General features: G+C 66.6%; 14 protein-coding genes. 3 read left to right on the plus strand and 11 right to left on the minus strand.

The annotated features are described in order from the left end of the window. Positions 1-337: 337 nt before the first annotated feature. Positions 338-1,153 (minus strand): TatD family hydrolase, encoded by an 816-nt coding sequence (locus FL583_RS07240; protein ID WP_142703698.1) that lies wholly within the window; start codon positions 1,151-1,153, stop codon positions 338-340. After that, entirely contained in the window at positions 1,150-2,940 is a 1,791-nt protein-coding gene (gene metG / locus FL583_RS07245) for a methionine--tRNA ligase (RefSeq protein WP_142703699.1), read from the minus strand. The genes FL583_RS07240 and metG overlap by 4 nt, the downstream gene beginning before the upstream one ends. Positions 2,941-3,045: 105 nt before the next feature. Between metG and FL583_RS07250 the strand changes: the two genes are divergently transcribed. After that, positions 3,046-3,957, plus strand: a complete 912-nt coding sequence (locus FL583_RS07250) for a hypothetical protein (RefSeq protein WP_142703700.1) — start codon at positions 3,046-3,048, stop codon at positions 3,955-3,957. Between the two features lie 11 nt (positions 3,958-3,968). On the opposite strand, the gene rsmI is transcribed toward FL583_RS07250, so the two are convergent. Next, the gene (gene rsmI / locus FL583_RS07255; protein ID WP_205751911.1) at positions 3,969-4,808 is read right to left on the minus strand and encodes a 16S rRNA (cytidine(1402)-2'-O)-methyltransferase; all 840 of its coding nucleotides are present in this window, start codon (positions 4,806-4,808) and stop codon (positions 3,969-3,971) included. Further along, on the minus strand, positions 4,805-5,956 hold the full coding sequence (locus FL583_RS07260) for an FAD-dependent oxidoreductase (RefSeq protein ID WP_142703701.1): 1,152 nt from the start codon (positions 5,954-5,956) through the stop codon (positions 4,805-4,807). Before FL583_RS07260 ends, rsmI begins: the two co-directional genes overlap by 4 nt. A gap of 61 nt (positions 5,957-6,017) precedes the next feature. On the opposite strand from FL583_RS07260, the gene FL583_RS07265 reads away from it, so the two are divergent. Further along, entirely contained in the window at positions 6,018-6,485 is a 468-nt protein-coding gene (locus FL583_RS07265; RefSeq protein WP_205751912.1) for a MarR family transcriptional regulator, read from the plus strand. Between the two features lie 7 nt (positions 6,486-6,492). Here FL583_RS07265 and FL583_RS07270 read toward each other — a convergent pair whose 3' ends face one another. The 5 genes from FL583_RS07270 to FL583_RS07290 are packed head-to-tail and all read right to left on the minus strand — an operon-like array spanning position 6,493 to position 12,237. Further along, positions 6,493-7,497: a DUF6879 family protein gene (locus tag FL583_RS07270; protein WP_142703703.1), complete on the minus strand. Its 1,005-nt coding sequence runs from the start codon at positions 7,495-7,497 to the stop codon at positions 6,493-6,495. Next, positions 7,494-8,471 carry an SCO2521 family protein gene (locus FL583_RS07275; protein ID WP_338081117.1) on the minus strand — a complete coding sequence of 326 codons (978 nt, stop codon included), beginning with the start codon at positions 8,469-8,471 and terminating at the stop codon, positions 7,494-7,496. The genes FL583_RS07270 and FL583_RS07275 overlap by 4 nt, the downstream gene beginning before the upstream one ends. Beyond that, a complete protein-coding gene (locus FL583_RS07280; RefSeq protein ID WP_142703705.1) occupies positions 8,468-9,439 on the minus strand; it encodes an SCO2522 family protein in 972 nt (323 codons plus the stop codon). Before FL583_RS07280 ends, FL583_RS07275 begins: the two co-directional genes overlap by 4 nt. Next, complete coding sequence (locus FL583_RS07285) at positions 9,436-10,356, minus strand: SCO2523 family variant P-loop protein (RefSeq protein WP_142703706.1); 921 nt, start codon at positions 10,354-10,356, stop codon at positions 9,436-9,438. Before FL583_RS07285 ends, FL583_RS07280 begins: the two co-directional genes overlap by 4 nt. Positions 10,357-10,362: 6 nt before the next feature. Continuing rightward, entirely contained in the window at positions 10,363-12,237 is a 1,875-nt protein-coding gene (locus tag FL583_RS07290) for an SCO2524 family protein (protein ID WP_142703707.1), read from the minus strand. Positions 12,238-12,466: 229 nt separating this feature from the next. Between FL583_RS07290 and FL583_RS07295 the strand changes: the two genes are divergently transcribed. Then, positions 12,467-13,321, plus strand: coding sequence for a GNAT family N-acetyltransferase (locus FL583_RS07295; RefSeq protein ID WP_170323531.1), 855 nt, complete (start codon positions 12,467-12,469; stop codon positions 13,319-13,321). Here the strand turns inward: FL583_RS07295 and FL583_RS07300 are convergent, their stop codons facing one another. After that, the gene (locus FL583_RS07300; protein WP_142703709.1) at positions 13,322-13,879 is read right to left on the minus strand and encodes a hypothetical protein; all 558 of its coding nucleotides are present in this window, start codon (positions 13,877-13,879) and stop codon (positions 13,322-13,324) included. It lies immediately after the preceding gene. A gap of 38 nt (positions 13,880-13,917) precedes the next feature. Beyond that, complete coding sequence (locus FL583_RS07305) at positions 13,918-14,670, minus strand: SCO2525 family SAM-dependent methyltransferase (RefSeq protein WP_142703710.1); 753 nt, start codon at positions 14,668-14,670, stop codon at positions 13,918-13,920. Positions 14,671-14,692: the final 22 nt, after the last annotated feature.

Below are 14,692 nucleotides of genomic sequence, written 5' to 3' on the forward strand. Positions count from 1 at the left end.
GGCACGGCCCGCGCACGACCTGGCCCGCGCACGACCTGGCCCGCGCACGACCTGGCCCGCGAGCCACCTGCGTTGCTGCGCAATCGGCGCCACCGTCCCGACCCCATCGCCGCCGCCGCGGCCGGCCCCGGCACTCGACACCGAGACCCACGACCGGCATCACACCGCCGAATGCAGCATCAACCGCGCCACGCGCCCCACGCAGTCGCCTCCGCCGCGACCAAGACCCGCCCCTCGACCCTGCGCATCGCCGCGATCAGCTCAGCACACCCGACGGTGCGTCCGCCCGGCGCAAACCGACGAGCCGCCCAGCGCAAACCGGCCGGGCACGCGCCCCTCAGCCGGCCGGGCCGAAGATTCGATCTCCCGTGGCCATCATCGTGGCCGCCAATTCGTCGACGTCCTCGCCGCGGTATTCGGCGATCGCCCGCAGCGTCAACGGGATCAGGTACGGCGCATTCGGGCGCCCCCGGTACGGCATCGGCGTCAAGTACGGCGCATCCGTCTCCACCAGCAACAACTCCCGCGGCGCGACCGCCACCGCATCGCGCAGATTCTGCGCGTTCTTGAACGTCACCGTCCCGGCGAAACTCATCACGTACCCGAGCGACGCACACCGACGCGCCATCTCCGCGTCGCCCGAGTAGCAGTGGAACACCACGCGATCGGGCGCGCCCTCCGACTCGAGCACCCGGAAGATGTCCGAGTGCGCGTCCCGGTCGTGGATCACCAGCGCCTTGTCGTACTGCTTGGCCAGCTGGATGTGCGCCCGGAACGAGTACTCCTGGGCCTTCACGCCGTCGGGACCGGTGCGGAAGTAGTCGAGCCCCGTCTCGCCGATCCCGCGCACCTCCGGCCGCGCCGCCAGCGCCTCGATCTCGCGCAGCGAAGCGTCCAGATCAGAGACGTCCGGAGCCTCGTTCGGATGCAGCGCAACGGTGGCCGACACCGACGGATGGACCGCGGCCAAGTCCGCGGCCCACACCGACGACGGGACGTCACAACCGACCTGGATCACCCGGGTGACGCCCACCGCCGCGGCCCGGGCCAGGGCCGCGGCGGGGTCGCCGCCCACGATGTCGAGGTGGGTGTGGCTGTCGAGAACGGGTGTCCTCAGCGGCGGCGGGTCAGGTGGGGCCTCGCCCCGACTCACTCCCCCTCCAACCGCTTGATCTCGTCCTCCACGATCGACTCGTCGAGCTTCTTGAACACCGGCTTCGGCGGCGCGAGCGGCCGGCCGACCTCGATCGGCCGCGACGCCCACCGGGCCTGCGCGGCCGCGTAGTCGCCCTGGATCACCGGGTAGTCGGGTCCGCCTTCTTCAGAAACCTCGCGGATCTCCGGCGACCCCGACCACACCCCGCTCTCCCCCAGCAACTCGTGGATCTTCTGCGCCGAGTGCGGCAGGAACGGCGTCAGCATGGCCTTGCAGTCGTCGACGACCTGCAGCGCGGTGTACAGAACCGTGTCCCGCCGCTCGTGCGTCGAAGGATCCTTGAGCGCCCACGGCGCCTGGTCCGACAGGTACTTGTTCGCGTCCCCGACGACCCGCATCGCCTCGCCGAGCGCCGCCTTGAAACGCGACCGTTCGAGCAGCCCACCCACCGTGGCGAACGCGGCTTTGGACGAGTCGAGCAGCGCCGCGTCGGCCTCGGTGAGCGTCCCGGGAGTGGGCACCGCCCCGACGTTCTTGGCCGCCAGCGAGATCGACCGGTTGACGAGGTTTCCCCAGCCCGCGACCAGCTCGTCGTTGTTGCGGCGCCGGAACTCCGTCCAGGTGAAGTCGGTGTCCTGGTTCTCCGGCCCGGCGGCGGCGATGAAGTACCGCAGCGAGTCGGCGTCGTACCGGGACAGGAAGTCGTTCACGTAGATGACGACCCGGCGCGACGACGAGAACTTCTTGCCCTCCATCGTGAGGAACTCGCTGGAGACGACCTCGGTCGGCAGCTCGAGCGTGCCGTACTCACCCGGGCTGCCCCCGTGCGCGCCGAGCCCGTTGTAGCCCAGGAGCTCAGCCGGCCAGATCTGCGAGTGGAACGTGATGTTGTCCTTGCCCATGAAGTAGAACGAGGACGACTCGGGGTTGCACCACCACGACTTCCACGCGTCGGGCTCCCCGGACCGGCGGGCCCACTCGATCGACGCCGAGAGGTACCCGATCACCGCGTCGAACCAGACGTAGAGCCGCTTGTTGGCGTTGTTCTCCCAGCCGGGCAGCGGCACCGGGACGCCCCAGTCGATGTCCCGCGTCATCGCCCGCGGCTTGAGGTCGTCGAGCAGGTTCAGCGAGAACTTGAGGACGTTCGGCCGCCAGTCGGTGCGGGTCTGCAGCCAGGACCCGAGCGCCTCGGCCAGCGCGGGCAGGTCGAGGAAGAAGTGCTCGGTCTCGACGAACTTCGGCACCTCACCGTTGATGCGCGACTTCGGGTCGATGAGGTCGGTGGGGTCGAGCTGGTTGCCGCAGTTGTCGCACTGGTCGCCGCGGGCGCTCGGGTAGCCGCAGATCGGGCAGGTGCCCTCGATGTAGCGGTCGGGCAGCGTCCGGCCGGTGGACGGGCTGATCGCACCCTTCGTCGTCTTCTCGATCATGTACCCGTTGCGGTGGAGCGTCTTGAACAGCTCCTGCGCCACCGCGTAGTGGTTACGGGTGGTGGTGCGGGTGAACAGGTCGTACGACAGCCCGAGGCCTTGCAGGTCGTCGACGATCACCCGGTTGTAGCGGTCGGCGAGCTCGCGGGGAGTCACGCCCTCCTGCTCGGCCTGGACCAGGATCGGCGTCCCGTGCTCGTCGGTGCCCGAGACCATCAGTACCTTGTTGCCCGCCATGCGCTGGTACCGGCTGAAGACGTCGGAAGGAACGCCGAATCCGGAGACGTGGCCGATGTGCCGCGGGCCGTTTGCGTAAGGCCACGCGACCGCGGTGAGGATGTGACGGGTCATGCATCTACCCTAGGCCGTCGGTAGGAAAGCATTTCCTCCCCAGGGCGGCACGCCGAACGCGGGGCGGTGCGACAAATCGGACACCGCGCGCGGTCCAATGGATCCGTGGGTACCAGCAAAGACGCGTCGCCGGCCTTGGCTACCGAGGTGCCGACATTGGCCGAGCCGGTCCTCTTCGAGATCGACGCTCCGCGGACGATGCCGATGCCGGCTCTGCCGCCGGTCCTCCCGGAGGACCCGCCGGTCGCGATCGACCTCCCGCCGCACGAGATGCCCGGCACGCAGCCGCTGCCGTTCGAGCTCCCCGACGCGCCGTTCGCCGGGTCCGCCCATTCGGCCGACGACGACGAGCCGGACATCGACGGGCTGGCGTCGCTGCGGAGCCACCTGCGCGCGGCCCTGGTGAGCGAGCGGATCGCCGGGGCCAGCGTCCGCCGGACCGCGTCGCACGCGGCGAGCCGCCCGGTGCCCGTCGCGCTCCCGCCCGCTCCCCGCGGACCGGCGCTCGGTGGCCCGGAGCTGCGCAACCCCGTCACCGGCCTGGTGCTGGCGATCGCGCTCGGGCTGCTGGCGCTGTTCTTCGCCTCGGTGAGCGCGACCCCGTTCTGGCTCGCGACCGGCGTCGGGAGCACCGGCACCGCGACCGTCCTCCGCTGCCAGGAACGGACCCTCGGCGACACCTGCACGGCCCGCTTCACCCCGGCCGACCACGCGTTCGCCCAGGACGTCCGGCTCGCGAACGTCTCCGCGGCCCAGCTCCGGCCGGGCACCCCGGTGCCGGCCCGGCTGCTGCACCGCGACAGCACCGTCGCCTACGCCGGCCCGGCCGGCGACCTCCACCTGCGCTGGGTGCTCGGGTTCCTGCTGGTGCTGGCCTGCGGCGTCGGGATCGGCGCGGCGACCGGCGTCCCGCGCCTGCGTCGCGAGGGTCCGCAGCGCGTGGCCGCGCTGTGGATCCTCTCGCTCCTCGGCCCGGTCCTCCTGCTGGCCGCGAGCCTGGTCATCGCGCTCTTCTGACCCCGACGGGGTCAGGGCGCGTGCTTGGCCGCCTGCACCGCGTCGTAAACGACACTGCGGGGGACGCCGACGGCGCCGGCGACTGCTCGCATGGCCTCTTTCCGTGGCACTCCCCCGGCCTCGGCCAGTGCGACGCGGCGGGCCAGTTCGGCCGGCTCGGGGACGTCGTCGGGGCCGGGTCGAGGGGCTCCCCCGACCACGACCGTGATCTCGCCCAGCAGCCCGTCGGCGGCCCAGATCGCGAGCTCGCCGAGCGTCCCCCGACGTACTTCTTCGTGGGTCTTGGTGAGCTCGCGGCAGACGGCCGCCGGACGTTCGGCGCCGAAGGCGGCGACCGCATCCTGCAGGGACGATCCGATGCGCCGCGGGGACTCGAAGAACACCATCGTGCGCGGCTCGGTCGCGAGGGACGCGTAGGTGGCCCGGCGCTTGCCGGGGGCGTGCGGGAGGAATCCCTCGAAGCAGAAGCGGTCGGACGGGAGGCCGGAGAGCGTCAGCGCGGTCGTGACCGCGGACGGACCGGGGAGCACTTCCACGGGGATCTCGGCCGCGATCGCGGCGACGACCAACCGGTAGCCGGGGTCGGAGACGCTCGGCATGCCGCCGTCGGTGACCAGCAGCACCGTGTCGCCGGCCCGGGCCCGGTCGACGACGGCGGGTACCTGACGCTGCTCGGTGACGTCGTCGAAGCGGATGACCTGGCCGCTGATCGTGATGCCGAGATCGGCGGCCAAGCGCTTCGCGCGGCGGGTGTCCTCGGCCGCGACGACGTCGGCTTTCTGCAGGGCATCGCGCAGACGGTCGGTCGCGTCGCCCGGGTTACCGAGGGGAACGCCGGCGAGGATGATCACTTCTCCAGTATCACGGGCTCGTCCCAGTCGACGTGGTACCGGTACATCCAGTCGTTGTTCATCGACCGGGACGCGAGTTTCAGGAAGAGCGGCATCATCGCGTCCCGGATGACGCGGCCGACCGGGCCGGCGGCTTTCATGTTGCTGGTGCGGGCGCCGGCGGCGACGACTTTCTCGACGCGGGGACGCCGGATACCGGTGTAGGTCTCGAGGGCCTGGTCGGTCGGCAGGTCGCGAAGGCACTTGGCCAGCACGACGCCGTCCTCGATCGCCATCGAGGCGCCCTGTCCGGAGGACGGGGACGTCGCATGGGCGGCGTCCCCGGCCAGGACCATCCGGCCGCGGTACCAGTGCGGGACGACCGGCAGGTCGTACGTGGCCCAGGCGCCTATCGGGGTGGTGGACGCTTCGATCAGCGCGGTGGCCGGGCCGTCGTCGTCCTTGAAGAGGTCGAGCAGGTCGATCCGGGCCAGCTCGGACGCCGACGGCGGGTGCGGGAACGGCGGGTTGGCGAACCACCAGACCTCGCCGTTCGGGGCCGGGACGTAGCCGAAGAACGCGCGCTTGCCGAAGATCATCGTGAACGTGCCCGGCTCGGCGCCGGTATCGACTCCGGTCGTGTACCCGCCGGTGTTGAGGACGGGAACGTAGCGGGGCGTCGGGGCGTCCGGATCGATCGCGGTGCGCGTGGGCGAGTGGAGGCCGTCGCAGCCGATGATGACGTCGGCAGTGGCCTCGGTGCCGTCGGCGAAGACGGCGGTGTCGTCGGTGATGCGCACGAGTCGCTTGCCGTACTCGATGGGAATGCCCCGGCTGAGGGCCTCGTCGCGTAAGGCGCGGTAGAGGTCGGCCCGGCGGATCGTGCGGCTGACCGAGTCGTCGGTGCCGTGGGACATCGTGCCGAGGACCCGGCCGGTACCGCTGCGCATGACCATCCGGGGCGTCTCGAAGGCCGCCTTCTCGATGGCGTCGGCGGCCCCCAGCACCCGGAGCGCGTCCATCCCGTTGCCGGCGAAGGTCAGGAAGAGGCCGGCGTCGTCGGCGGTGTGGTCGTGACGTTCGTAGATGGTGGCGTCGATGCCGGCGCGCTGGAGCGCGATGGCAGTGGCGGGCCCGGCAACGCCGGAGCCGATGACGAGCGCTCGCATGAGTTCACCTCTCGAGACTTATTTCGTTCGGACGAACTAAGTATTAGCTAGCATGTCAAGCGTGGGAGCAGACCGGGAGGACCTGATCGCCCAGCTGGACCTGGCCGGGAGGGTGCAGAGCACCGTCGCGGTGATGTTCCATACGGCGCTGGCCGAGCTGTCGGGGCTGAGCGCGACCGAGCAGAAGGCTCTGGACCTGATCGAGCGGTTCGGGCCGCTGACGGCCGGCGAGTTGGCCGAGAGGTCGGGCCTGGCGCCGGCGTCGGTGACGGGGTTGCTGAGCCGGCTGGAGCGCAAGGGCTTCGCGAGGAGGGTTCCGAACCCGGACGATCGGCGGAGCGTGCTGGTGGAGATGGTGAGGGGGCGGCTGGACGCGATCGGGCCGCATTTCCTGGAGTTGCTGAGGCCGTTGCATCAGCTGTACGACACGTTCACTGACGACGAACTCCGCGCCGTTCTGCGGTACTTGACCGCGGCATCCCAGATCCAGCAGGAGGCGACAACTCGTCTACCCAAGCCGGACCACTGACCAGGTCTCAGCGAGAGTACGACGGGAGCGGCTCCCCCAAATCCCAGAGATACTCGAAATCCGCCGCCCGCTTGCGTATCTGGCCGATATCCAGAACCAGCTTCGTATTCAAGATCGATGGATTCGCGATCGCGCGGCTGGCCGATACGACGGTCTCGTAGCTCACGCTGTTATCGAAAATAATGAAGTCGCGTAGATCCATGTGCGATTGAGTGATGTGGCTGTAGTCGAGCACACGCACGTCGATGCCGGCGTCTTTCTGCGCGGAACAGATCGCGTTGAACTCGCGATCTGTCGGCAGATCCGGCTTGTCGAAGATGAAAATGCGCCGAACCGTCACGCCACGCTCGGCCACCGCATCATGCTGCGCCTGCAGGTAGCGCCGGCCGAGCGGGCTCTGCCAGAAGCCGTCACCGAAGCTTTCTCCGCCGGCGTCCACCGTCGCGAAGCTCGTCGCATCGATGTGTGAGCGGCTGATGTCGGTCAGCCCGATCAACCAGTCGCGGTCTTCACCCTCGTAGGTCGCTTCGCCGGCCGCCAGCGCCTTCAAGAACGACGAGGTCCGGCTGATCTCGTTCTGCGCGAACTCGTACACCAAACCGGAATCACCGGGCTTGATCAGGATCGCGTGCTGCACCATCTGAGTGACTGCGTCCGACCGCGCCGCGGTCTGCTCCAACAGTCCGAACAGAGAAGCGGCGTCATTGATCTGGACGAACGCTCCGTGCACCAGATCGTGAATGCTTCGCTCGTGTTCGACCTGACGCGCTTCGATCGATTGAAGCCGGTTGTCCAACTCCATCAGGTACTGGACCAGCAGGACGATGCCCCCGAGAAACACCGACAGCGTGAGCGACATCAGCGCGGCCTGATCGTCCGGACCGATCTCGCCGCTCGTGAGGTTCGTGAGTCCGTAGGTGAGCCCGCCGATGCCGAGCGACACGAAGATTCGCCGAATGAGTCGGCCGTTGGTAGTCCTCAGCGCGGCCCGGACGCGCCCCGGCTCGGTCATGCGACGTCCGTAGTCTGCTGAGCGCGGTCCGAGGCCTCCTCGAGAAGCCCGACGGTGTGCAGGGCTAGCTGGTCACGGATACGGGAGACCTGGATCTGCCACTGCTCGGTCAAGCCGGCCGCGCCGTCCAGGGCCTGCCAATACGGGCGGAGCGTCTTGTCCATCCGCGCCGCGGGCATCCAGAGATGCAGGAAGCGATCGATGGTAGGGCGCAACCTCGCCAAGCACTTCGAGTCGACGCCCAACTCCAGCCGACTCCTCTGGATCGCGTCGAGCACGATCGTCAGCAGCCAGTCGTGCATCGCGACGGCGGCGCAGAAGTCGTTCACCGCACGAGCTGAGAGCGCAGCGCCGGACATTCGAATGGTTCGGTACTCGCCAGACTCGACGGACAGCTCGACTTCGGGCCTGGATTCCGAATACTCGAGGATCCATCGGACCCGCGTCCTCGGTGTCCAGATCGCTACCGCCTGGTCCAGCAACGGCGATTCCTGGATATCGACGTGGAGCCGATCGGCAATCGCCGCCAGGTTGGGGAGGGCGGTCTCGGACGTCCTCCACGCGGACGCGACGTGATGCAAGTTCGCCGGGCTGACCGTCTCGATCACACCAGGTCGGGAGAGGTAGTGACCCCACGGCATGCGTCGGCCCGCTGTGCCCTCGATCAGCGTCGCCACCGAGGCGGCCTGCAGGATCTGGCCAGCGGTGATCGACGCCTGCGTGGCCACCGTGCCGACAGCGCGAGGCCGACCGCCCGCGGTAGCCGACAACCGGCAATCGATGCCATCGAAGAGATCGGGTGAGACCACGGAAGGAACTGGACGCTGTGACGACCGGACTTCTTGCCCCAGCCGGAGCGCCAAGATTCGCGCCGATACCGCTTGTGACACCGGCACGGAATGTCGAAGAAGCCCGGTGTGTACCTCGCCCACTATCAGCACTGCGGCCCCCCGGTGAGCGTCGAGCCGACTCACGGGTCGCCGGCCACGTTCCCATCCAGAACGTAGTTGATTCGCCGAATGATTTCGGCGGGAAGCCGGAATCCTTCGGCGCTACTTCGTTGAGTGATCGTCTCCTGTATCGCATCGTCCACAACGATCTGACTCAGAATCACCTGTACCGCGAGTTCTACTTGCAGAAAGCGGTTCGAAAGAACTGAACACGTTTGGTATGCACAGAACGGAGCGGCGTCAGGTTCGAGTTGGACGATCGGCGGCAAATCATCCCAGCTCCTCGCCGTTTCCAGCCTAGGCGGCTCCGGAACCATCACTGGTGACCCGTTGTGACGCACCATTCCAAGGCGAACAAGTTGCCAAATCGCGGCCAGAAATGACACCGACCAGAGGCGCTCGCCCTGGTCTTCCCACCAGAGTTCGACGTCGACGAAGATCGAGTGACGGCGCGCCGAGGTCTGCACGGCCGGAGCCCACTTCCGTGATCCTGACATCGCCGGCGCCACGCCCTCCTGCGCGCGCCTGCCATTGCTCAGCCAGCCGGACTCGAGCACCGGCGGCCGCGATCCATCGGTGTCCAGCGAGGGCTCAGGCACGAGTTGATGGAGCACCAGGGTTGCCAAGTCGACGTCGTTCGCCCGCGCGCACGACGCCTCACGGACGAGGTAGTCGATCGACAGCCCAGCTTCCGCGGCCGCTTCGATGATCGCCGGGATCACGACCTGCGGGGTGCTGAACGGTGCGAAGTAATCGTCGATCAGAAAGCACGTGCTGATCCGAGGACGACGCCCCCCGGATGGGCTGTACCGCTTGATTGCCCCTGGCACCCAGTCCGCCACCGATGCGAAGTGCTCCCGGAGCTTGCTGCCCTCGGGGTCGAAATCCTCGCGGTAGAGATGGCCCAGCTCGATTGACAGGTGGGAGAGCGGGATCTGGCTCGTCTTGACGCGCGCGGTGGCTTCGCTGAATTCCGCCCTGACGTCGCTCACAGCATCTCCCAGCACTTCCGGTCGAACAATCGGTCGGCGAGGCTCTCGAACGCCTCGAGAGTGTCCAGGTTCGCCACCTGACGCGCGTAGACGTCATCGTCGAGCAGCAGTTGCTCGCGCCACTGCAACATTGGTTCGAGAGGGATCTCGCCGAGCATCATCGTGTGCCCCAGTCCGTGCTTTCCGGCGAGTTCCTGCAGCTCCCGATTGCACCGCCGTAACCACGCGACCTGTGCCGGACGAAGACCGGACAGCTGGCTCGAATCCGGATCGACGACCGCCGTCCGGACGAAGCGCACCAGCGGTTCGGGGTTTCGTCCGGCGCTGGCGAGGATCCCGTTCTCTCCGAACACCAATCCGGACGCCGCGATGATGTGCTGCTTCGTCCAGCGGTGGAAGACCAGCCACCGGGACTCGACGCCCTTCAACAACGGAGACCGAACCGCCTCCAGCACCAGGTCGGTCGCGTACGACCGCCCGGCGCTCAGGTCAACCAGGCAGAGTCCGAACTCCTCGTCCAGCGTCCGGAACAATCGCGCGACCTGCTTGACGTCGCCGGCCACCCGGGGCAACTCTCCGCCACCTTGATCCCCGGGGAGGAGGACGAGCCGCCCACCGCTCGTCGGGTTGTCGCGCATCTCCGAGCGGTCGGTGGTGCGCCAGACGTCCAGCCGCACCGGGTCGCTGATCTCGCCCTGCACATAGGAGTGCAGACCGCGGCCATTCCTGGCGCCATGGACCTTCGGGATCCCGCGTGCGGCTTCGTTGATGTGGAAGATCGCTCCGGACGTCGGTGACCCGAAGTCGAAGTCGAGATAGCAGACGTCGTCGCCGTGCAGTGCGCGACGATACGCAACGTTGCTCACGGTGACGGAACGACCGGTGCCGCCCTTGTCGGAAGTCGCGAAAACGATCACGGCGGCTCACTCCGCCGCGTTCTCTTGCGCGGCTTCCAGCTCGTCCAGCCCCCGCAGGACTTCGCTGGCCAGCGCGTCCGCGGTGGCCGGTGTCTCGGCCAGGACACGCTGGGCCCGCTGAAGTTTGGAGCGCAACTCCTGCAGGCGTCCGCGCACGGAGGGCCCGGCCTCCATCGCACCGGCGAACAGCTGGCGGTCGACCAGCTGCTCAGCTTCGGTGATCCGATCCCGCGCTTGTTGGGCCAGCAGGTCGCTTCTCGTCGGCTTCGTCAGGATCACGTCGGACAGCATGACGAGGCACTCCATCACGCGTTCGGTGTGGTACCAGGACGGCCGGTCGACGACTGCGCCGTCGCGTGCGGCGTCCGGCAGGTCCCAGGACGCCGGTGCCTGATCCCAGAGCGAGCCTGGCTGCCCGTCGTCCATTCGCCGTTCCGCTAGGTGGTCCCATACCTGATCGATCAGCGCAGTCAGCTGACTCCGCAACTCCGGACTGCGTGCGAGGATCGCTAGCGTCGCCGCCCGCTTGAGGAGCATCACCGAGAAGTCGGAGACGACCCAGTTCAGCTGCGGTGTCGTCGCCGTCTTGGTGCCGCCGAGGCGCAGCGGGACACCGGGCCAGTGCAGCTCGACCGCCACGTCGTTCGCCAGCGGACGCCGGGTGACCCGGCCACGGCTGCCCAGTTCCTGCAACACCGAGAGCACACGACGGAGATCGCTGTCCGGCGCACACCGCTTGCTCAAGTCGTGGGTGACCAGCGAGGCGACGAGGAGACTGAAGTAGTCGGACTCTTCGCCGTCACTCGTCCGCCAGGGGATGTCTTCGAGTGGCCACCGATCCTCAGCGAGCCGGACACCCGTCGTCGTCTCCGAACTGGCGATCGTCGCCCAATACGACCGCGTGAGGTCGTACCGGAGCTGCAACGCCTGCGCCAGGCGCTGCTGTTCTTCGTTCAGGAGGCGAAGCACACGGGTTCGCTCCGACGTGAGGTCGACGATCCCGGCCAGGGCGCTTGTGGTGAAGTACAGCTGCGGGCGATCCTCAGCGAGCCCTTCGGCCTGGGGGCCGACGTCCTCCGTCGTCGTGATCTCCGGCGCTCCGGCCAATGTCCCCCAGGTCCAGCCACACTCGAACAGCTGCGACGAATCGCTCAGGTCGTCGACGACCTGACCCGAACCGATGGTCAAGCCACGGAGCCCCGACCGGACCTCCTGCAACCGATCATTCAGATCCGCCACCAGACGTTCGCTCGACTGTCCGCGCTTGCCGACGGTGCGCAGCAGCGTTCGCCAGGGCAGCGAGTCTTCGCCGAAGACGTTCACCGTGAAGCTCCGCAGCAGGCCGACCATGGCCGCGCTGAGCCGCCGGCTGGCCAGCGTTTCGAGGTGGTCGACCTTGACCAGGAGGTCGGTACGCGTGATCTGACGCCGGAAGATCCGGACGAAGCCGAGTGTGGCAAGTGTCAGCGTCACGGAAATCGAGTAGGAGTCGACGACGTGCAGCCTCAACTGGTCGTCGGTGACCTTCGTCCCTGCCTCAGCCGACCGGAAATACGATCCGCCGGAAAAGTCAGGGGCTCCCGTCTGATCAGTGTAGGTCTGCAGGTACTCGGTTAACAGGTCTAGGAGCCGACGTGGCAGGTCGGAACGGTCTCCTATTCTTGCGAGGGCGGCCAGCATCGCCTTCTCGGTATTGTCTGGACGGTCAAGCTGAAAGCTCTTGACCAGCGAGGCCGGGTACATGATGCAGAGGAGTTGCTCGGCGTCGGAGATGGAATTCCGTCCGAACCGGCCTTCCCAACCCCACTCCTCGTCAGCCCTGCTGTAATGTGCGACCGCGCGCCAGATTTCGAGCATCTCACGCCGTGGCTGCAGTCTCATCGGGCCATCCCCTCCTGACGCGCCGAATCAAGGCGCTACCGCGTTCGGGAATCGGATATATCTTACATAGATACACGTACTGGAAGTACCGGCTCCGCCGGCATACTGCTTGATCGAACCGCGGACCAGCGCTCATCGTATTAGTCCTGGGGACTGTGCACGTCGCCTTGCCAGCGATCCGCTATACATGCACAATCGCCGCGGACCTCCGAACATTCGAAGGATTGGTGTGACTGCACCCGCCGAAGATCTTCCCGATGACGTGGCCGTTCGAATGCGCTCGTGCCGACCGGACGATCTAAACCAGGTATCTGACCTCGACCACCAAGCATTCGGCCGGAACTCTCCACCGCGCTTCGTGTTCGCGCAGCTCAGGGATATTGTCGGATCCGGCTTCCGGGTCGTCGAGCAGCACGGTGAAATCGTCGCCTATACAATCTCCGTTCAGACCGGCACCCTGTTGAGCGCGACGGCTCCGGGTCCGGGCCGCATCAACCTATTGGCCGAGGTTGAGAAGGAAATCAAAGGCGCCGCTGCGACAAGCACCGGCATCGGGCACCCAACGCATCATACGATGCTGCCCGGTAAGCTCGCGCCCAAATATGAGATCCGCAGATTCGCAACCTCGGATATCGATGAGCTCTACCAAGTGGAGAATCAAACATTTGTCGAGGATCCGTATCCGCGGCGCCTGCTCGGCCGACTGGGCGCCGTCTTCCGGGACGGATTTCTCGTGGCTGAGCGCCATAGTCGGCACGCTGCCCCCGAAATCGTCGGCTCCCTCGTTTCCGTCGTCGACGCCGGCTGCCCCGGAGTCGGCTGGATCATGTCGCTCGGAGTTCTCGAAGCTCATCGCCGAGAGGGCGTCGGCACCTGCCTCATGAACGCGGCAGAGGCGTACCTCCACGAGGCCGGCTGCGAAAAGATCAAATTGACGGTCGACCCCGTGAACAAGATCGCTCTCCACCTCTACCAGCAACGGAACTATGCACTGGTGGAGCGCATCGACGACTATCACGGAACTGGCCGGAGTCGCCTCCTGATGGTGCAGGACGCGAGCGATGCACCGTCCCATCGACGCTAGTCACGGTCGAGCAGGAGTGATCTGGCGACTGCGTATGACAATCAATACGCTCAGCGCGATTCCGAGCAACGCCAGGTAACCCGCGAATGCGGTAACCGCAAAACCTCGCTCGGGCGACGACGCGTACGTGATCAACCCACTGGCGGCCAGCAACCCGTACAGCCTCCAATTCTCCGTCGCCGGATCTACGAATGCTTTGCGGAAGGTCGGCACCGCCGCTAAAGCATCGGCGACGATCGCGAACAGGATGGCCAGCCGCGCCTCCCAGAAGACGGCCCAGAGGATCAGCCCGACCGCCGCCGCGACACCACAGGCCACATCGAAGCGCGAAATCCGCCACGTGGAGTTACCGTAGAATAGAGCAACGAAGAAAATAACTGTCGGATCGAGTCCGACCACGAACGTGACGAGCGCTGGAAGCCCTACCCCCTCGCTGAGTTGAGCCGCAAAGGCCAAGTACGGCCCGATGGACCAGAACAACCAGGTCACCATGTGCGGCACTATTCGCCGTTGTACGACTTGCGAGACGAAGATCCCGCCGTTGACGAGGTTGATCACAGCCGCGACGTATATGAACTCCGGCGGTAGTAGCAGCGCTAGCCCCTCTTCCGACCGACGGCGAGAAGCATCCCCGCGTATCCGTGGCGGAGGGGTGCATCCGAGGCAGGAACGTACCAAGTTTTCAGCTCATCGGCTAACGAGCCAAGTGATTCCTTGATCTTTTCTTGCTCGACCGAGACGGCCGGGTACGACGCGCCATCAACGTTGTAGCCATCAGATTCGACCATGAACGCGCTCGCGAATGGCGCGCCCCTCTTCAAGATGGCGAAAAATTTGGCCACCGCCTTCTCGAATTCGTCCTTCTTGTCAGTCAGTGACTCCGCCACGAAGAACATCGTTCCGATGTCATAGGTCGGATCAGAAACCAGTCTGAACAGATCGCGGCGTTCCACTGATGTCTTGCTGGACAAATCGGCCCGCGGGTTCCTGACGCTCCGATACGGCTCCACCGTGCTCAACTCGCGCCAGAAAGGATCCCAGTATCTGGCATAGCCGGCAGCTCCGTGCACCTGTTCCCTCAACCATCTGACGTTCGATACCGAAAAGTCCAGGAGTATCAATCTTCCGACATGAGGGAGCATGGCGAACGCAGGATACAAATTCGGCCCGGCCCCCAAATCGACCCCGATCGAATCCGGCGCCGGGGCGCACGCGACGAAATGGTCTCGCATGAGACCCAGGAAGTACTGATCGTCGGGCCGAAGCTTCGCATAGTTGGTGTCGGCATATCGCTTCGCATTGAAATGCGCCCAATCGAAGGCGCGATTCCCCTTCGGCTTCGTCGTCATCAGCGCCCCCGCATCCGTGACA

The organism is Cryptosporangium phraense (assembly GCF_006912135.1).
GTDB lineage: Bacteria > Actinomycetota > Actinomycetes > Mycobacteriales > Cryptosporangiaceae > Cryptosporangium > Cryptosporangium phraense.

Bases quoted from the DNA above. Each gene is read 5' to 3' on its own strand.
- FL583_RS07290 (WP_142703707.1), bottom strand. From the start codon at position 12,237: ATGAGACTGCAGCCACGGCGTGAGATGCTCGAAATCTGGCGCGCGGTC.
- FL583_RS07270 (WP_142703703.1), bottom strand. From the start codon at position 7,497: ATGACCGAGCCGGGGCGCGTCCGGGCCGCGCTGAGGACTACCAACGGC.
- FL583_RS07305 (WP_142703710.1), bottom strand. From the start codon at position 14,670: ATGACGACGAAGCCGAAGGGGAATCGCGCCTTCGATTGGGCGCATTTC.
- metG (WP_142703699.1), bottom strand. From the start codon at position 2,940: ATGACCCGTCACATCCTCACCGCGGTCGCGTGGCCTTACGCAAACGGC.
- FL583_RS07260 (WP_142703701.1), bottom strand. From the start codon at position 5,956: ATGCGAGCGCTCGTCATCGGCTCCGGCGTTGCCGGGCCCGCCACTGCC.